This is a genomic window from Pseudomonas sp. A1230 (assembly GCF_044218825.1).
In the GTDB taxonomy this organism is placed as follows: Bacteria; Pseudomonadota; Gammaproteobacteria; order Pseudomonadales; family Pseudomonadaceae; genus Aquipseudomonas; species Aquipseudomonas iridis.
The window spans coordinates 3,731,704-3,750,534 of sequence record NZ_CP162582.1; the positions used below are offsets into that span (position 1 = coordinate 3,731,704).

An 18,831-nucleotide genomic window follows, 5' to 3' on the forward strand; every position below is an offset into this window, starting at 1 on the left:
GTCGAAGACGACCCCCATGTGTTGCTCGGCTGCCAGCAAGCGCTGACGCTGGAAGACATTCCCAGCATCGGCGTCGGCAGTGCAGAAGAAGCGCTGGAGCGCGTCGGCGACAACTTTGCCGGTATCGTCATCAGCGACATTCGCCTGCCCGGCATCGATGGCCTCGAACTGCTGACCCGGCTCAAGCAACGCGACCGCAGCTTGCCGGTGGTTCTGATCACCGGGCACGGCGACATCTCCATGGCAGTCGGCGCAATGCAGAAAGGCGCCTACGACTTCATGGAGAAACCGTTCTCGCCGGAACGCCTGGTCGATGTTGCACGCCGTGCGCTGGAGCAACGCAGCCTCGCCCGTGAGGTCTCGTCGCTGCGCAGGCAACTGGCCGAGCGGGATTCGCTTGAAGGCCGGATCATCGGGCGCTCGCCGGCCATGCAGAACCTGCGCGAATTGATCGCCAACGTCGCCGACACCTCGGCCAACGTCTTGATCGAAGGCGAAACCGGCACCGGTAAAGAACTGGTCGCCCGCTGCCTGCACGACTTCAGTCGGCGACACAGCAAGCAGTTCGTAGCGCTGAACTGCGGCGGCTTGCCGGAGAACCTTTTCGAAAGCGAGATCTTCGGTCACGAGGCCAACGCGTTTACCGGCGCCGGCAAGCGCCGCATCGGCAAGATCGAACACGCCGACGGCGGCACGCTGTTCCTCGATGAAGTGGAAAGCATGCCGCTGCCGCTGCAAATCAAACTGCTGCGCGTGTTGCAGGAACGCACCCTCGAACGCCTCGGTTCCAACCAGAGCGTGGCGGTGGACTGCCGGGTGATTGCGGCGACCAAATCCGACCTCGACGAATCGAGCAAGGCCGGCGAATTCCGCAGTGACTTGTACTACCGCCTCAACGTGGTGACGCTGGAGTTGCCGCCATTGCGCGAACGCCGCGAAGACATCCTGCAACTGTTCGAACACTTCACCCAGCAATCGGCCCTGCGCTTCGACCGCGCACTACCGGAAATGGATAACCAGACTCTGTCGCACCTGATGAGCCACGACTGGCCGGGCAACGTGCGTGAACTGCGCAACGTCGCCGAGCGTTTTGCCCTCGGTTTGCCGGCCTTCAAGAAAACCGGTGCCGGCAGCGCGGGCCAGGGTTTGGCATTTGCCGAAGCGGTGGAAGCCTTCGAACGCAACCTGCTCAGCGACGCGCTGCAACGCAGCGGCGGCAACCTGACCCAGGCCAGCCTGGAACTGGGCATGGCCAAGACCACACTGTTCGACAAAGTGAAAAAATACGGGTTGAGCCACTGATGGATCTGTTGCTGAAAGCGGCACTCGGTGCCGCGGTTGTGTTGATTCTCGCGGCACTGGCCAAGACGAAAAACTATTACATCGCAGGGTTGGTGCCACTGTTCCCGACGTTTGCGCTGATTGCTCATTACATCGTCGGCAAGGGGCGCTCGGTTGATGATCTGAAGACCACCATCGTGTTCGGGATGTGGTCGATCATTCCGTACTTTGTGTATCTGGCGACGTTGTATGTGATGGTCGACCGGATGCGGCTGGAGGCTTCGCTGGCCGTGGCGGCGGTGGCCTGGTTGATGACGGCGACGGTGTTGGTTTCTGTTTGGGTGCGCGTACATGGCTAACGTCTACCCCCTGTGTGGGAGAGAGCCTGCTCACGAAGGTAACGCGGCTACAGCAGATTCCGCCCCACCACCGGCTCAATCTGCGCCCAATGCGAATTGTCTTCACGATGCGCCTGCAAATACGGCAATACCGCCGCCAGCAACGGTTCCTTGAACGCTTCCTGAAACCGGTGGGCCAGCCCCGGAATCAACCTCAACTGACTGCCGCGAATGTGCGCGGCCAAATGCACGCCATGCATGACCGGCAGCAGCGGATCGGCCGTGCCGTGCACCACCAGCGTCGGCACGCGCAACTGATTGAGCAGCGCCACCCGACTCGGCTCGGCCAGTATCGCCATGATCTGGCGCTTGACGCCTTCCGGATTGAACGCGCGATCGTAAGAAACCGCCGCTTGCTGCAGCAATGCCTGGCGATCATCGCTGACCGCCGGGCTGCCCAGTGCCGCGAGTAAATCTGCCTGCTGCTCCAGCGCCATTTCTCGGTTCGGCGCACCGCGTCGTGCCAGCAACTGCACCAGCGCCGCGCTGGGCGCCGGCAAACCTTCAGCGCCGGAACTGGTCATGATCAGCGTCAGACTCTCAACCCGCTGCGGCGCCATGGCCGCCATGTGCTGAGCAATCATCCCGCCCATGCTGGCGCCCAGCACATGGAATTGCTCGACATGCAGGGCCGTCATCAGCCCCAGCGCATCGTCGGCCATGTCGGTCAAACTGTAAGGCGCCGCCACTGGCAGACCGAGTTTGTATCGCAGCACTTCAAAGGTCAGGTTGGCCTCCGCCGGTGCCTGACGCCAGGTCGACAGACCCACATCACGGTTGTCATAGCGAATCACTCGAAAACCCTGCTGACACAGCGCCTCGACCACTTCGTCCGGCCAGTGGATCAATTGCCCGCCCAGCCCCATCACCAACAGCAATGCCGGATCCGAAGCACGGCCAATGCTCTGGTACGCCAGGCTGACCTGCGCCAGATCGACACGCTCGGTGGGCACATTCACATCGCATCGCGACGCCGCAGAGGCCGGCACGCCGAAAAAAATCGCGGCCAGAACAGCCGCGATCGAAAACCATCCCTTCATCATCAAAAACACCGAAACACAGAACCCCAGTAGAGCGCGAGTCTGATGAAGTTTGTACAAGCGCGCTGCCACAGTTACGTGACAGTTTGATGAAGAGTGCCGAGCGGTCATCCGGGGCGGGCGCAGCCTCCGACCTCTAATCGATCCTGTGGGCGAGTGTCAGGCCAGTTGACTGCGCAACTGCCGCGCCGCCGCCACCATGTTCACCAGTGCCGCTTCCGTCTCCGGCCAGGCGCGGGTTTTCAGACCGCAATCAGGGTTGACCCACAGACGTTCGGCGGGAATGCGCTGCACCGCTTTGCTCATCAACTTGACCATCTCGGCAGTGTCCGGCACCCGTGGCGAGTGGATGTCATAGACGCCGGGGCCGATGTCGTTCGGGTAGTCGAACGCTTCAAAGGCCTCGAGCAACTCCATGTCCGAACGCGAGGTTTCGATGGTGATGACGTCGGCGTCCATGTCGGCGATGGCCTTGATCACGTCGTTGAATTCGCTGTAGCACATGTGCGTGTGAATCTGCGTTTCATCCTTCACTCCGGACGCCGTCAGACGGAACGCCTCGACCGCCCAGTCCAGATATTCCTGCCATTGCGCACGCCGCAACGGCAGGCCTTCGCGAAACGCCGCTTCGTCGATCTGCACGATCTTGATGCCGGCGTTTTCCAGATCGACCACTTCATCGCGCAGGGCCAGCGCCAGTTGCTGCGCCTGAATTTTGCGCGACACGTCCTCACGCGGGAACGACCACATCAGCATCGTCACGGGGCCGGTCAACATGCCTTTCATGACCTTGTCGGTCAGGCCTTGTGCGTAAGTAATCCAGTCGACTGTCATGGCGTGCGGCCGGCTCAGATCACCGTAAATCACTGCCGGTTTCACACAGCGCGAACCGTAGCTCTGGACCCAGCCGAACCGCGTGAACAGGTAACCGTCGAGTTGCTCGGCGAAGTACTCGACCATGTCGTTGCGCTCGGCTTCACCGTGTACCAACACGTCCAGTCCCAGGCGCTCCTGAATCAACACGGCGTGGCGGATTTCACTGCGCATGGCGTCGTGGTAATCGTTGGGCGACAGCTTGCCCTGCTTGAACGCCTGACGCGCCAGACGGATCGCACCGGTCTGCGGGAACGAGCCGATGGTGGTCGTCGGGAACGTCGGCAGCTGCAGACGCGCCTGTTGCTTGGCGATGCGTTTGGCAAACGGCGAATGACGCTGACTGTCGCCGGCATTGATCGCTTTGATCCGCGCCTGCACATCTGCCTTATGAATGCGTGGCGACTGCGCACGGCTGGCGTGAACAGCCCGGCTCTCGGCCAGCGCAGTTTGCACCTTGGGCGCCTGCGGATCGTTCAGCGCATCACGCAACACGGAGATTTCGCTGCACTTCTGCACGGCAAACGCCAGCCAGCTTTTGAGTTCCGGATCGAGTTTGTCTTCCCGCTCGACGTCCACCGGACTGTGCAGCAACGAGCAGGAACTGCTGACCCACAGGTTGTCACCGAAACGCTCCTGCGCCGGTTGCAATTGCGCCAGCGCCTGCTCCAGTTCGCAGCGCCAGACGTTGCGACCGTTGACCAGCCCCACCGAGAGAATCTTGTAGGTCGGCAGGCGATCGAGCACCTGGCCAAGTTGCTCCGGCGCGCGCACCGCGTCGATGTGCAGCCCCTGCACCGGCAGACCCACGGCCAGACCCAGGTTGTCTTCGAGGCCACTGAAATACGTCGCCACCAGTTTCTTCAGCGGTGAATACTGGAGGATGTGATAAGCGCGTTCGAAGGCGCTTTTCCAGGCTTGCGGCAGGTCGAGGGTGAGGATCGGTTCGTCGATCTGCACCCATTCCACGCCTTGCTCGGCGAGGCGCACGAGGATTTGGTTGTACACCGGCAGCAGGCGCTCGAGCAGCTCGAGTTTGTCGAACTCGTCACCTTTCGCCTTGCCCAGCCACAGGTAGGTCAGTGGGCCGATGATCACCGGTTTGACGTTGTGGCCCAGCGCTTTGGCTTCTTCGACTTCATCGAACAACTGGTTCCAGCTCAGCTTGAATGCTTGATCAGCGCCGAATTCCGGGACGAGGTAGTGGTAGTTGGTGTCGAACCACTTGGTCAGTTCTTGCGCGTATTGAGTCTTGCTGTGCTCACCGCCGCAGCAATGACTGGTCGCACCACGGGCCATGGCGAACAGGGTGTCGAGGGTTGGCAGGCCGCGCTCGTCGCGCGCGCTGTCGAAACGCTCGGGGATCACGCCAAACATCAGCGAGTGAGTCAGCACCTGGTCGTACCAGGCGAAGTCGCCGACCGGCAGCAGATCGATGCCGGCGTCTTTCTGCAATTGCCAGTGGCGGGCGCGCAGTTCACGACCGACATGATTCAGTTCGGTCTGATCGAGATCACCCTGCCAATAGGCTTCGAGGGCTTTTTTCAGTTCACGGTCGGCGCCGATGCGCGGGAAACCAAGGGTGTGGGCCACGGCCATGTCGAGTGTGCTCCATTGCATAAAAGATGGCGCCATTGTCGACAGTCAAACCAACATGAGACAAACTCAACCTTTTCGTGTTGATCACAAGTTTTCCTCATGGAGCCAGCCGGTGCTTGAAATCCGTCACCTGAAAACCCTGCACGCCCTGCGCGAAGCCGACAGCCTGGTCGATGCCGCCGACCGTCTGCACCTGACCCAATCGGCACTCTCGCACCAGTTCAAGGAGCTTGAAGAACGGCTGGGCATGCAGTTGTTCGTGCGCAAGACCAAACCGGTGCGCTTTACTAGCGCCGGCCTGCGCCTGCTGCAACTGGCCGACGCAACTCTGCCTCTGCTGCGCGCCGCCGAGCGTGACATCAGCCGCTTGGCCGGTGGCACGGCCGGGCGTTTGCACATGGCGATCGAATGCCACAGTTGCTTCCAGTGGCTGATGCCGACCATCGACCAGTTCCGCGATGCCTGGCCGGAAGTAGAACTCGACCTCGCATCGGGCTTCTCCTTCGCGCCGCTGCCGGCCCTGGCGCGCGGTGATCTGGATCTGGTGGTGACCTCCGACCCGCAGGAAATCGCCGGCATCACCTATGTGCCGCTGTTCACCTACGAAGCCATGCTCGCGGTGGCCAATCAGCATGCGCTGGCGAGCAAACCGTACATCGTGCCCGAAGACTTGCTGACTGAGACGCTGATCACCTACCCGGTAGAACGCGACCGACTGGATATCTTCACCCGCTTCCTCGAACCGGCCGACATCGAACCGGCGCAAGTGCGCACCTCGGAACTGACGGTGATGATGATGCAACTGGTCGCCAGCGGCCGTGGCGTCTGCGGCATGCCGCACTGGGCGCTGCATGAGTACAGCTCGCGCGGTTACGTGAAAGGCAAGCGGCTGGGCGAGAAAGGCCTGTTTGCCACGCTGTACGCAGGGATACGCGCCGACATGCTCGATGCGCCGTACATGCGCGACTTTTTGCTGACGGCCAAGGACACGTCGTTCTCGACACTGGATGGGGTCAGCGCCGTGCGCTGAAACGCTGCGATCGGACGAGCTTTTGATCTTATTTTCTGGAGAGCTCACACCACATGTGGATCTTGTCGAAGTAGTCTTCGCCTACCCGCACCGCCAGTGGCTCAAGACCAAACTGGATAAAACCGCAGCGCTCATACAATTTGAACGCAGCTTCATTGCCAGCAGTAACCGTGAGCTGGACAAGCTTCAGCTCGGGATGATTGTGCGCCTCGGCCAGTGCCGCTTGCACCAGCTCAAACCCCAAACCGTGCTGACGAAAATCCGCCGACACATACATGCCGAACAGCGTGGCCTTGTGTCGGGCCTTCTCGCGTGGCTCGAATGCCAAACCGACAATGCCAGCCAGCGTGCCACCCTCGAATGCGCCGAGCACCACATCGAGCTTGCTGGTCAGGCGCGCTTCCCACCAGCTCAACGGCATCACCGCGCGTTCACGCACGCTTGAGGTGAATGCCTGCGGATGTCGGTCGTAGGCTTCGAGCATCAGTTCCCGATAGGCCAGGGCATGGCTGGCGTCCAGCTTTTCGATCCACATCTCAGGCGGCTCGCCGTTGCTCAAGCATCAAGCGAATGGCCAGACCGCCCAGCACCAGGCCCATGAAATAACGCTGCACCGCGAGCCACGTCGGGTTGCGCACGAACCACGAAGCAATGCCCGCCGCAAACAGCGCAATCAGCAGATTGACGGTGAAACTGACGCTGATCTGGGTCAGGCCGAGGATGAGGCTTTGGACGAACACCGAGCCGTGTTCAGGGCTGATGAATTGCGGAAACACCGAGAGATAGAACACCGCAATTTTGGGGTTCAGGGCACTGGTGAGAAAGCCCATGGTGATCAGTTTGCGCGACGAATCCGGCGGCAACTGCCGGGCTTCGAACGGCGAACGCGCGCCGGGTTTCAGCGCCTGCCAGGCCAGCCACAGCAGGTACAGCGCACCGGCCCACTTCAACACTTCATAAGCCATTGGCACCGCGAGAAACACAGCGCTAAGACCGGCAGCAGCGGCAAACATATGCACAAAGAAACCCGCGACCACACCCAGCAACGACGTGACGCCCGCCTTGCGCCCCTGACAGATCGAACGCGAGATCAGATAGATCATGTTCGGCCCCGGCGTGAGGACCATCAGCAACGCGGCGGCAGCGAAAATCAGCAGGTCTTGAAGCGGGATCATGGCGGGCGTCCCTTGCGTTAATGATCAGGCGATTCTGGTCAGCGAGGCTCGATAAAACGGCAGGATCAGGTCGCGTGTCAATGGCGCCAGTTCGAGCGCCGGATCAGTGGCCGGATCGACCCAGACGACCTCTTCGATTTCAGCCGCCGGGGAGACTTCAGCATCGATGGTCAGTTGAAAGATTTCTGCCTGTACGACAAATCCCGGTTCATTGGCGGCGGGAGCTGAAAACTGGCCAAGGAACGTTGCCTGCGTGGGATCGATGACCAATCCCAACTCTTCTTCCAGCTCACGGGCCAGTGCCTGCACCGGCAACTCATCGGCTTCGATCTTGCCGCCCGGTTGCATGAATGCCGTGGTGGCGCGTTTGCGTACCAGCAAGGTCTGGCCGTCGGCGTTGAGTAACAGCGCGGCGGCAATGTGGATGATGCGAGGTGAAACGGCGGATGCACACGTCATGGGTCAGCCACGGTCCTGGAGAAAAACCGCAAGGATCCCATGCCTGCCCCGCCAACGTCACCTCACATGCCATCACCTTTGTTCCTGAAGCGCCCCTTCTACGTCCTCCGGCACCTTCACGAACACTTTGTATTTGGCCCCCTCCATGGCCTCGAAGCTGATCAGCTTGTCCACCAGCAGTTCGCTCAAAACCTTGCCGGCATTGAGCAGCAACATGCCGTTGTCGGCATTCAGATTGCGCGCCAGAATCATTCCCGCCGCCAGCTCCCGTGTGCCCAGCACCTTGACGTCCGGGTCGGCCAGCACCACATCGCTGAGGAACGCCGCGCACACCTGGATGAAGTCCTCGACCAGCTCGGGATCGTAGAGTTTGCCGGCGTACTGACGCAGGTATAACAATGCTTCGTCGCTGTTCATTTGCCGCTCGAGAATCAGCCCGCGCTGCAATTCGACGAAATCCACCGCCAGCTTCAGCAGTCGCGAACCCAACGGGATCGCCTCGCCCTTGAGCCGGTCCGGAAAGCCGCTGCCGTCCCAGCGTTCCTGATGATGCAGGATCAACCGGGCCGCATCCTTCATCGGGTCGAGGGTCATCAGCAGCGATTCGCTCTGTTTCGGGTAACCGCGATAACGATCGCGCTCGGTATGGCGAAGCAAATCCGCGGGGGTGACCATCATGTTGTCGGTCCAGCTCAGTTTGCCAATGTTGTACAACGCAGCGGCCATGGTCAGGTCACGACTGCTGGCTTCATCGATCCCGTGCATTTTGCAGTAGACGCGCACCAGTTCGATGATCTGCCGATTGGTCTGCTTGGCCGGCGGCAAACGCAGGTTGGCCAGCAACGAGAACACTTCGGTGCCAGTCACGTAACTGTGTTTGAGTTCCTCGTAGGCCAGATCAAGCATGTCGGCGGTCTGCTGCAACTCGGCAGTACGCGCGGCGACGTGTTTTTCCAGGGTGCTGTTAAGCAATTTGAGCTGATCGTTCTGCACCTGGGCCAACTGCTCCAGACGCTGACGTTCACGCTCGGAATGCTGATGCTCCAGGGCCTGACGCAAGGTCACGAGCATTTCATCGTCGTTCCAGGGTTTGCTGATGTAGCGATTGATCCGCCCTTCGTTGATGGCTTTGATGATCGCCGCAGGATCGGCATAGCCGGTAAGCATGATCCGCGTGGTCGCCGGATAGAGTTCATGGACGTGAGCCAGCAATGTAGCGCCGTCCATATTGGGCATTCGGGCGTCGCTCATCACCAGATCGACGGGCTGTTGGGTCAGTATTTCGAGTGCCTGTGCACCGCTGGTGGCCAGCAGCACGTCGTAAGGCTGACTGCGCAGCAGGCGCCGCAGGCTGTTGAGGATCGACTCCTCGTCATCGACCAGCAACACCTTCGGCCGGTACGGTGAAATCGGCGCAGATTGTTCGTCCATGGGGTGGCCTCAAGCGAAACAGTGAACCTGACAGGTGCGCCGACAGACATCCTGACTTGCCTGCGCTTGAGGGCAAGGCTAGATGATTTTCGCGGGGCTCACGCAATACATCGGTTACACACCTGCAAGCGAAGTGCCCTGCGGCCAACTATGCTCAAGAGGTCGATCGACACAAACGGCCTGCGTACGGGCATGCGAGGAGGGAAAAAGGATGCTCCCGAGCAAGAGCGAGTCTGGATCTGGCGTGGCGCCGTGAGTGCGCAAGCCGGGCCGATCAACCGCCGCATACTCATCGTCGACGATACCGCGGCGATTCATGCTGACTTTCGCAAGATACTCACCCCCGACACGAGCGGCGAAGCCGATCTGAACAGCCTGGAACAGACGCTGTTCGGCAGCCGACAGGCATCGCACCTGACCTTCCAGCTCGACTCCGCCTATCAGGGGCAGGAAGCGCTGAAACTGGTTCAACTGGCACTGGAACAAGGAAAGCCTTACGCGCTCGCTTTCATTGACATGCGCATGCCGCCCGGTTGGGATGGCCTGGAGACCATCGAAAGACTGTGGCAAGCCGATCCGAACCTGCAAATCGCGTTATGCACCGCCTACACCGACTACAGCTGGGAGGCCATGGCCGAACGGCTGGAGTTCGGCGATCAGTTATTGATCCTGAAAAAACCCTTCGATGCCCTGGAAATTCGTCAGATGGCCAACGCCCTGACCTGGAAATGGCAACTGGCTCAGGACGCCGCACTGAAAATGTTCAACCTCGAACAGACGATCGAGGCCCGGGTCCACGAATTACTCAAGGTGTCGCATCTGTTGCATTACGACAGCCTCACAGGTCTGCCCAACAGCACCCTGCTCGGTGACCGCCTGACTCAGCACCTTGCTGCCTGCCGACGCCATGACAAAAAACTGGTGGTGCTGTTCCTCGGTCTGGATCGCTTCAAACGCATCAACAATGCGCTGGGGCATCCGGCCGGCGACGAAATGCTCAAACGGGTGGGTCAGCAGTTGCTCAAAAACGTGCGCGGATCGGACTCGGTTTTTCGCTACGGTTCTGACGAGTTCGTGGCGATCCTCACCGATATCAACCACCCCCAGCAGACCCGCAGCATCGCCGAAAAACTGCTGGGCGTCATTCGCACTCCACAGATGATCGCGGGGCATGACGTCAGCGTCACCGCCAGCATGGGTTTGAGCGTTTACCCGGACGACGGGATCGAAGCCATCGACCTGATCAAAAAAGCTGAAACGGCCATGCGTAACGTCAAGGACAGCGGTCCGGACAATTTCGGTTTTTTCATCGAGGCGATGAATGCGCGCGCACGGGAACAGCAGAGTATCGAATCAGGTATTCGCCAGGCGTTGCAGCGAAACGAGTTTGTCTTGCACTACCAGCCAAAAATCGCCCTGCAGAGTGGTCGGATTGTCGGTGCGGAAGCGCTGGTTCGCTGGCAAAAACCGGGGCATGGCTGGGTCTACCCGTCAGACTTTATTCCAGTGGCCGAAGACAGCGGGCTAATTGTCCCGCTGAGCAAGTGGGTGTTGGCCGAAGCCTGCCGCCAGGCGCGGCAATGGCAAGCCGCAGGATTGCCGCCGATCCGCATGTCGGTCAACACCTCGGCCATCGACTTTCGCCAGCGCCACTTTGTCGAGAGCGTCGAACAGGTCCTTGCAGACACAGGGCTGGCCCCGTGCCTGCTGGAGCTGGAAATCACCGAGAGTGTGCTGATGCAAAACGTCGACGCGACCATGAGCGCGTTGCAACGGTTGAAAGCACTGGGGATCAAGCTGGCCATCGATGACTTCGGCACCGGGTATTCAAGCCTCAGCTACCTGCGTCGCTTTCCCATCGATGTACTGAAAATCGATCAGTCATTCATTCGTGGTCTGTGCACTGACAGCAGCGATGCCGCGCTGGTCGGCGCGATCATCAGCCTTGGTAAAAGCCTGAGCCTGAACGTCATCGCCGAAGGCGTGGAAACGGCAGCGCAACTGAAATATCTCAAGGATCACCATTGCGAAGAAGCTCAAGGTTTCTACTTCAGCGAAGCCTTGCCGGCGCCGGCGTTTGCCCGGCTTTTGAGCGCAGGGCTTGCGGCGCCCTGGGCAGATCCATCGAGCTCCAGCGACAGTCCGGCGAGCAGCACGGGGGACAATCTCCAGTGACTCTTTTCCGTTACGCGCTGGTCTTCATGTTTAGCGGGGGTTGTGTCAACGCTGCCAGCGAGCCGTTGAACCAGCCACTCAAGCCCCTGCCCGAGATGGCTCCCGTCAATCGCGAACGCGTCGCGCTGGGTCGCCAATTGTTCAATGATCCGCGGCTATCGGCGAACAACACGCTGTCCTGCGCCAGTTGCCACCAACTGGACAAGGGGGGAGCCGACACCCGTGCCCGGTCTCTGGGGTTCGATGGAAAACCGGTGGCGTTCAACACGCCCACCGTGCTCAACGCCAGCCTCAATTTCCGGCAATTCTGGGACGGACGGGTCGGGACTCTGGAGGAGCAAGCCGACAATGTCATCACCAGCCCCCACGAAATGGGCGGTGACTGGAAAACCGTCGTGCAACGCATCACCGACGATCCCGACTACCGCAAGGCCTTCGACGGCGCCTACCCGGATGCCGTGACCCAAGCCAATATCCAGAATGCACTCGCATCCTACGAACGCACCCTGCTATCCCCCGGGTCGCGTTTCGATCAATACCTCTTGGGCAATACCGACATCCTCACCCTTGAAGAAAAGTACGGTTATCAACGCTTCAAGGACTATGGCTGCATCGCCTGCCATCAGGGCGTGAACATCGGCGGCAACATGTTTCAGAAGTTCGGCGTATTCGGTGATTACATCGCCGATCGTGGCAACCCGACGGTAGCTGACCTGGGACGATTCAATGTCACCGGCGACGAAGCTGATCGCGCGGTCTTCAAGGTGCCGAGTCTGCGCAATGTCGCCCTGACCGCGCCGTACTTCCACGACGGTTCGGCCCCCGACCTCGAACGGGCCGTGGATGTCATGTTCCAGTATCAGCTGGGGCGCATGCCGAGCGCAGAAGACAAAGTGCTGATCATCCTGTTTCTCAAGACCCTGTCCGGGCAATGGGAGGGCAAGCGATGAAGAAGATGTCACGCAGAACCAGTCTGCTGTTGGTCACGCTGCTAGCCATACTGCTGGCCTCGACGCTGTTGTTTCTCTATCTCAAGTCCAGTTCCGAACAGACCGTCACGTACACCGAATCGCGCGACCTGATCCGCCAGATCACCCAACAGGACGCCCTGTGGGAGAACGAAATACTCAAGGCCCGCGTGGCGATTTCCCACAACTACGACCCGCTCGTGTCTCCGGTGATCGAGATGCATCAGCTGTGGGAGCGTTTCACCACAATGGAATCGGGGCATGGGCGCAAGGACTCCAGGCAATGGAACGATGCTCACGAAGGCTTTTTAAAAGCGATGCAGGAAAAGACTCGTCTGGTGGAGCAGTTCAAGTCACACAACGCCTTGTTGCGTAACTCCCTGGCCTTCCTGCCGACCGCCGAAGATGATATCCAGGCGCAATTGGCGGACTTGTCCGACCTCGACAAGCTGCAGGTACAAAACATCGCCACCGACACCTACGACTTGCTGCTCAGTGCCCTGGAATTCGCCCAGGTCACCTCTGCCGACAAGGCCGCGGACATCGAAGTGGGCCTGAACAAACTGGCGGTTAACGCGCAACGCTTGCCGCAAGAGTTTCATGCCCCGGTGAAAGTTCTCAGCAGTCACGTCGCGCTGATCTTGCGCGAGCAGCCAGTCGTCAACGAACTGCTGGAAAACATCGCAGTCGTTCCCGTGGCCGAACGTCTGGACGACATTACCCACATGCTCAACCTGGATCAGCAACGGGTCGAAAAAATCGATCGCGAGTACCACTTCTACATGCTGCTGTTCTCTGTACTGCTGATGCTGTCACTGCTGTGGCTGGCCGTCCGGTTGATCCGCAGCTTCGCCGAGATCCACCGGGTCAACAACGCCCTGCAAAACGCCAACGATGCGCTGGAGCAACGGGTCGAAGAACGCACCCGGGAGCTCAACAACGCCCAGAGCGAACTGCTGGATGCTGCGCGGCAGGCGGGCATGGCTGAAATCGCGACCAACGTGTTGCACAACGTCGGCAACGTACTCAACAGCGTGAATATCTCCTGCGAGCTGATCGGGCGAAAACTGCGCAGCAGCAAGGCAATTGGGCTTGGCAAGGCCATGCAGTTGATCAACGCACACCCCAACGACCTCGGGCATTTCCTCAGTGAAGACGACAAGGGCAAATTGCTGCCCGACTATCTCAACCAACTGGTAAGCGCAATTGCCAAGGAACAGCAGGAAATGGCCGATGAGCTGGGCCAGATGAACAAGAGCGTCGACCACATCAAAGACATCGTCGCCACCCAGCAATCCTATGCCGGGGCCAACAGCATGACCGAACCGCTGTACATCGACGAACTGCTGGAAGACGCCCTGCGCATGAATGCCGGCGCGCTGACTCGCCATCACGTCACCGTGGTCAGGCAATACAGTGAAGTGCCTCAGGTGATGGGTGACAAACACCGCCTGTTGCTGATTCTGATCAACCTCATCAGCAACGCCAAATATGCCATGACCGACCTCAGCAACCGCACTCGGACAATGACGCTTGGGGTGGAAATCGTTGACGAGACCTTTCTGCAAATCAGCGTCCGGGACGATGGTGAAGGTATCGCCCCGGAAAACATGACACGGATCTTTGCTCACGGTTTTACCACGCGCAAAGAAGGCCACGGTTTTGGCCTGCACAGTTGCGCGCTGGCGGCGATCGAAATGAACGGCCACCTCACTGCGCACAGCGACGGCCCTGGGCTGGGCGCCTTATTCATCTTGCAGCTTCCGCTGATCACCGTAACGGAGAACGCATGAGCGAACTGTCGAACCGTCGCATTTTGCTGATCGACGACATGCCGTCGATTCACGAAGACTTTCGCAAGATTCTCACCCCGCCTCTGGCGCACTCGGCAGAACTGGATGAAATGGAAACAGTGCTGTTCGGTGCTCAAGCCCGCCCGCAACGACCGAATTTCGTGCTCGACTCCGCTTATGGTGGCGAGGAAGGACTGGCCAAACTCAACCTCGCCCTGCAGGAGCAATGTCCCTATGCCGTGGCGTTTGTCGACATGCGCATGCCCGACGGCTGGGACGGCGCGAAAACCATCGAACATCTTTGGCAGCAGGATCCGCAATTGCAGGTGGTCGTCTGCACGGCGTATTCCGACTATTCCTGGGACGAGTTGCTCGATCGCCTGAAGGCTCACGACCGTCTGCTGATCCTGAAAAAACCCTTCGACAACATTGAAGTCCAGCAAATGGCCAACACTCTGTTGACCAAGTGGCAGATGACCGAACGCGCATCATTGCAAATGCATCATCTGGAGCATCTGGTGGATCAGCGCACCGCCCAGTTCAAGAAGGCCAGCGTGGCCTTGCAGCGCGAGATCGACGAGCGCAAACAACTGGAAGGTCAGTTGGTGCAGTCAGAAAAGCTCGCCTCGCTCGGACAACTGGCGGCCGGGGTTGCCCATGAAATCAACAACCCGATCGGCTTCATTTCCTCCAACCTCGGTTCGCTGGACGGTTACTTCCAGCAGTTGCTGAGCATGCTCGACGCCTATCAGGCCGCCGGACAAACGCTGCCACCCGAATCCGCCGCGCAACTGCAAAAAATGCGCGAAGACCTCGAACTGGATTTCCTGCTTGAGGATATTCCCGTACTGATCCGAGAATCCAAGGAGGGCATCGGTCGCGTCAGCCAGATCGTCAAGGACCTGAAGGATTTCTCCCGGGTCGACACCCAGCAGCAATGGCAGTGGGCCAATCTGCAACAAGGCATCGAGTCGACCCTGAACATTGTCGCCAGCGAACTCAAATACAAGGCCGATGTGGTCAGGGAATATCAGAAACTGCCGGACATCGAATGCCTGCCGTCACAGATCAATCAGGTCATCATGAATCTGGTGGTCAATGCGGCGCAGGCCATGGGACCTGAACGCGGCGTCATCACTCTGCGCACGGGGCTGCAAGGGGAAGCCGCGTGGATCGAAGTGGCCGATACCGGGTCAGGCATTGCGCCCGAAACCTTGCAGAAAATCTTCGACCCGTTCTTCACTACCAAACCGGTGGGCCAAGGGACAGGACTGGGTTTGTCCCTGTCCTATGGCATCGTGAAAAAACACGGCGGGGATATTTCGGTACGCAGCGAACTCGGGGCTGGCACCACGTTCCGTGTGCTGTTGCCGCTGCGTCAGTCTGTTGCCTGACGCCGAAAATAGTCAGAAAGTCTCCCTGTTCACGGTTTCTACGTTGGCGCAGAATCCCTGCCTGCCCTACAAAGTCCGAACCAAGGAAACCGTATGAGCCTGTCCCTTCTGAGCCGCTACGCCTTCTTTGCCGTCTGCGTGATTTTCACCCTCGCCAGCCTGCCTTTTCTCGAACATGACTGGCTGTGGCCGATCACCGCCGTCACTGGCGTGCTAAGCCTGCTCGGTCTGTTCGATCTATTGCAAAGCCCACACGCGGTACGCCGCAACTACCCGATTTTGGGCAACATCCGTTATCTGGTCGAAGGCATCCGCCCGGAGATTCGCCAGTATTTGCTGGAGTCCGACAGCGACGCCCTGCCCTTCTCGCGCGCCCAGCGTTCACTGGTCTACTCGCGGGCAAAAAATGAAAGCGCCGATAAACCATTCGGCACGCTGATCGATGTGTACCAATCCGGTTTCGAATTCATCGGCCATTCGATGCGTCCGGCGCCGTTGAGCGACCCGAGCAGTTTCCGCGTCACCGTCGGTGGTCCGCAGTGCACGCAGCCTTATTCGGCGTCGGTGTTCAACATCTCGGCGATGAGCTTCGGCTCACTCAGCGCCAACGCCATCCGCGCGTTGAACCAGGGAGCGAAGCTTGGCAACTTTGCCCACGACACCGGCGAAGGCAGCATCAGCCCCTATCACCGTGAACACGGCGGCGACCTGACCTGGGAGCTGGGCAGCGGCTATTTCGGTTGCCGCACCAGCGACGGTCGATTCGACCCGGAGCGCTTCGCCACCCAGGCGCAGAACCCACAAGTACGCATGATCGAAATCAAGATGAGCCAGGGCGCCAAACCGGGCCACGGCGGGATCCTGCCCAAGCACAAAGTCACCAAGGAAATCGCTGAAACCCGCGGCATCATGATGGGCGAAGACTGTGTGTCGCCGTCACGCCACAGCGCGTTTTCCACGCCGCTGGAGATGATGCATTTCATCCAGCAACTGCGTGAACTGTCCGGCGGCAAACCGGTGGGTTTCAAATTCTGCCTCGGCCATCCGTGGGAGTTCATGGGCATCGCCAAAGCCATGCTGGAGACCGGCATTCTCCCGGACTTCATCGTCGTTGACGGCAAGGAAGGCGGTACCGGCGCCGCACCGGTGGAATTCACCGACCACATTGGCGTGCCGATGCGCGAAGGGCTGCTGTTCGTGCACAACACGCTGGTAGGTTTGAATCTGCGCGACAAGATCAAACTCGGCGCCAGCGGCAAAATCGTCAGCGCCTTCGACATCGCCAGCGTGCTGGCCATCGGCGCCGATTGGGCCAACTCCGCACGCGGCTTCATGTTCGCCATCGGCTGCATCCAGTCGCAGAGTTGCCACACCAACAAATGCCCGACTGGCGTCGCCACCCAGGACGCTCTGCGCCAACGCGCGCTGGTCGTGCCCGACAAGGCGCAGCGGGTCTACAACTTCCATCGCAACACGCTCAAGGCGCTGGCAGAAATGCTCGCTGCCGCCGGCCTCGATCACCCCTCGCAACTGTCGGCCAAGCACCTGGTACGACGCATGTCGGCGACCGAGATCAAGCTGTTCTCGCAGTTGCATGTATTCCTGAAACCGGGGGAATTGCTCAGCGGGGAAGTGAACGGCGAGTTCTATTCGCGGATGTGGCAGATGGCACGGGCGGACAGTTTTGAGCCGCAGGAAGTGGCAGTGGCTTAGAGTCCAGACGGAGTGCCATATTCAACCGTTTGGTACTTCGAGCGTAAATGCGCAAAGCGACTTTACCGGCGCTCAGGTGAATTGACGCTTGCACAATATTGCAGAACGGCCGAATTCTTGAATTCGGCCTTATCTTTCAACTCCACTGCGAACACATTGGGGTAGTTATTGATACGTTCTCTGTCCCATTGATCAGCAATCATGAAAAAGCACGTCGGTGCCGTACCGGTGGCCAAATCACGCTCAATAGCATCAAGACCTGTCACATCGATTGGGGCACCTAACAATTTAAAATAGGTGGCATGCAACGTATCCCACCTGGCATACACAGGAATATTTTTTCCACTGTTGATAATTTCAAGCGCCGGAGACCTCAAATCATGTTCAAGTCTCAGAGACTCAGCCAGGTCAGATCTCGTTAAAAAACAAGCAATAGAGACCACTACCATGAAAACTAGCACTACCCCCTTTGCAAAACAGTCCTTTATCCGTCCGACGCCATAAGCCACGATAACCAGCATTGCAGGGACAAATACAATAACATTCTTGATGGACAGTACAGGAGTAGAAAACAAAGACTTCACATAAGCAATTGAATACCCAACAAACCACCAACTCAACAGCAAGGATAATGACATACGCTCCCTGTCATTTTTTATCAACGAGTCCAACCCTACAAATAAAAACACAAGACTCAATAATGCCGCAGATGGATAGCCAAAGGGCCACAACAATGAATCCAATATAAAACTGCCATCAGGCACCGGAATCCACGTATCGGTCTTCTTCAGATTTTTCAATATATAAATGAATATTGGAATGATAGAGACCAGAATAAAAAGACCTGCCCCTCCACCAAGAACGAATAGACGCCTGTCGAATCGTGGCCAACATGATAAATAGATTAAAAATATGGCCTGACTCATAACAGGCAAAAAACCAAAATAATGAGTATTCACCAGCGCCGCGCACGCCACCGCGTACCATAGCGCAGTTGAAAACTTTCTCTTCTTTACAAGATCAAAAAACAGCACAAAAGAAACAACCGTCAACAACACTAAAATCTCGTAAGAACGAGTATTTTGAGAAAACACTATCAGAAAGAAATTAATCGCTGAAAAAAGTGCAGCCAACAACCCTACTTCCACACAATATTACTTACGCCCCAAAACATACATCATCGGAATGACTGCTACCCCCAAGACCACTGAGAATACTCGCCCCACCATTTCGCCATAGCCAAAAACCTTATAAATCCCCCAAAGCAATATTTGATATAGCGGAGGATGAACATCCTCAACGGTTCTGTGAAAAACCGTATTGAAATCATTCTCCGGATCACTGGCCCACGCGCTGAACAGTTCATCCATCCACAAACTTTTTTCGAAAAGCTGATAACTTCTAAGCATCGCACCCAAAACGATGATAGCCCCTAATAAAATATAAACACCCCTCGATTCCCTTTTTATAAAATCACGCATAAATCCCTCTCAACGTTCTAA

At 58.4% G+C, this 18,831-nt stretch carries 16 protein-coding genes; 8 read left to right on the forward strand and 8 right to left on the reverse strand.

Annotation, left to right across the window (positions count from 1 at the left end; genetic code table 11):
- Window positions 1–21 precede the first annotated feature (21 nt).
- Both AB4P97_RS17490 and AB4P97_RS17495 read left to right on the forward strand, forming a co-directional pair.
- A complete protein-coding gene (locus AB4P97_RS17490) occupies window positions 22–1,302 on the forward strand; it encodes a sigma-54 dependent transcriptional regulator (protein WP_235378459.1) in 1,281 nt (426 codons plus the stop codon).
- An 8-nt stretch (window positions 1,303–1,310) separates the two neighbouring features.
- Window positions 1,311–1,640, forward strand: coding sequence for a GlpM family protein (locus AB4P97_RS17495; RefSeq protein ID WP_164488128.1), 330 nt, complete (start codon window positions 1,311–1,313; stop codon window positions 1,638–1,640).
- A gap of 47 nt (window positions 1,641–1,687) precedes the next feature.
- Here AB4P97_RS17495 and AB4P97_RS17500 read toward each other — a convergent pair whose 3' ends face one another.
- Both AB4P97_RS17500 and metE read right to left on the reverse strand, forming a co-directional pair.
- Complete coding sequence (locus AB4P97_RS17500; protein ID WP_042560758.1) at window positions 1,688–2,722, reverse strand: alpha/beta fold hydrolase; 1,035 nt, start codon at window positions 2,720–2,722, stop codon at window positions 1,688–1,690.
- A gap of 156 nt (window positions 2,723–2,878) precedes the next feature.
- A complete protein-coding gene (gene metE / locus AB4P97_RS17505) occupies window positions 2,879–5,191 on the reverse strand; it encodes a 5-methyltetrahydropteroyltriglutamate--homocysteine S-methyltransferase (protein ID WP_042560759.1) in 2,313 nt (770 codons plus the stop codon).
- A gap of 112 nt (window positions 5,192–5,303) precedes the next feature.
- Between metE and metR the strand changes: the two genes are divergently transcribed.
- Window positions 5,304–6,221 carry a transcriptional regulator MetR gene (gene metR, locus AB4P97_RS17510; RefSeq protein ID WP_042560760.1) on the forward strand — a complete coding sequence of 306 codons (918 nt, stop codon included), beginning with the start codon at window positions 5,304–5,306 and terminating at the stop codon, window positions 6,219–6,221.
- Between the two features lie 28 nt (window positions 6,222–6,249).
- Here the strand turns inward: metR and AB4P97_RS17515 are convergent, their stop codons facing one another.
- The 4 genes from AB4P97_RS17515 to AB4P97_RS17530 all read right to left on the reverse strand — a co-directional run bounded on the left by AB4P97_RS17515 (window position 6,250) and on the right by AB4P97_RS17530 (window position 9,286).
- Window positions 6,250–6,756, reverse strand: a complete 507-nt coding sequence (locus AB4P97_RS17515) for a GNAT family N-acetyltransferase (RefSeq protein ID WP_042560761.1) — start codon at window positions 6,754–6,756, stop codon at window positions 6,250–6,252.
- A gap of 1 nt (window position 6,757) precedes the next feature.
- On the reverse strand, window positions 6,758–7,396 hold the full coding sequence (locus AB4P97_RS17520) for a LysE family translocator (protein ID WP_042560762.1): 639 nt from the start codon (window positions 7,394–7,396) through the stop codon (window positions 6,758–6,760).
- Between the two features lie 24 nt (window positions 7,397–7,420).
- Window positions 7,421–7,855, reverse strand: a complete 435-nt coding sequence (locus AB4P97_RS17525; protein WP_042560763.1) for an NUDIX domain-containing protein — start codon at window positions 7,853–7,855, stop codon at window positions 7,421–7,423.
- 72 nt (window positions 7,856–7,927) lie between these two features.
- Window positions 7,928–9,286 carry an HD domain-containing phosphohydrolase gene (locus tag AB4P97_RS17530; RefSeq protein ID WP_395601404.1) on the reverse strand — a complete coding sequence of 453 codons (1,359 nt, stop codon included), beginning with the start codon at window positions 9,284–9,286 and terminating at the stop codon, window positions 7,928–7,930.
- A gap of 252 nt (window positions 9,287–9,538) precedes the next feature.
- Between AB4P97_RS17530 and AB4P97_RS17535 the strand changes: the two genes are divergently transcribed.
- From AB4P97_RS17535 to AB4P97_RS17555, 5 genes are all read left to right on the forward strand, one after another.
- The gene (locus AB4P97_RS17535; RefSeq protein WP_395601405.1) at window positions 9,539–11,461 is read left to right on the forward strand and encodes a putative bifunctional diguanylate cyclase/phosphodiesterase; all 1,923 of its coding nucleotides are present in this window, start codon (window positions 9,539–9,541) and stop codon (window positions 11,459–11,461) included.
- 26 nt (window positions 11,462–11,487) lie between these two features.
- Entirely contained in the window at window positions 11,488–12,411 is a 924-nt protein-coding gene (locus AB4P97_RS17540; protein WP_395602955.1) for a cytochrome-c peroxidase, read from the forward strand.
- Window positions 12,408–14,222 (forward strand): DAHL domain-containing protein, encoded by a 1,815-nt coding sequence (locus AB4P97_RS17545; protein WP_273877585.1) that lies wholly within the window; start codon window positions 12,408–12,410, stop codon window positions 14,220–14,222. The genes AB4P97_RS17540 and AB4P97_RS17545 overlap by 4 nt, the downstream gene beginning before the upstream one ends.
- Window positions 14,219–15,616 carry an ATP-binding protein gene (locus tag AB4P97_RS17550; RefSeq protein WP_042560768.1) on the forward strand — a complete coding sequence of 466 codons (1,398 nt, stop codon included), beginning with the start codon at window positions 14,219–14,221 and terminating at the stop codon, window positions 15,614–15,616. Before AB4P97_RS17545 ends, AB4P97_RS17550 begins: the two co-directional genes overlap by 4 nt.
- 93 nt (window positions 15,617–15,709) lie before the next feature.
- Entirely contained in the window at window positions 15,710–17,329 is a 1,620-nt protein-coding gene (locus tag AB4P97_RS17555) for an FMN-binding glutamate synthase family protein (RefSeq protein WP_042560769.1), read from the forward strand.
- Window positions 17,330–17,391: 62 nt separating this feature from the next.
- On the opposite strand, the gene AB4P97_RS17560 is transcribed toward AB4P97_RS17555, so the two are convergent.
- Together AB4P97_RS17560 and AB4P97_RS17565 are read right to left on the reverse strand one after the other, a co-directional pair.
- Complete coding sequence (locus AB4P97_RS17560; RefSeq protein ID WP_395601406.1) at window positions 17,392–18,465, reverse strand: hypothetical protein; 1,074 nt, start codon at window positions 18,463–18,465, stop codon at window positions 17,392–17,394.
- An 18-nt stretch (window positions 18,466–18,483) separates the two neighbouring features.
- Window positions 18,484–18,810, reverse strand: coding sequence for a hypothetical protein (locus AB4P97_RS17565; protein WP_395601407.1), 327 nt, complete (start codon window positions 18,808–18,810; stop codon window positions 18,484–18,486).
- Between the last annotated feature and the right edge of the window lie 21 nt (window positions 18,811–18,831).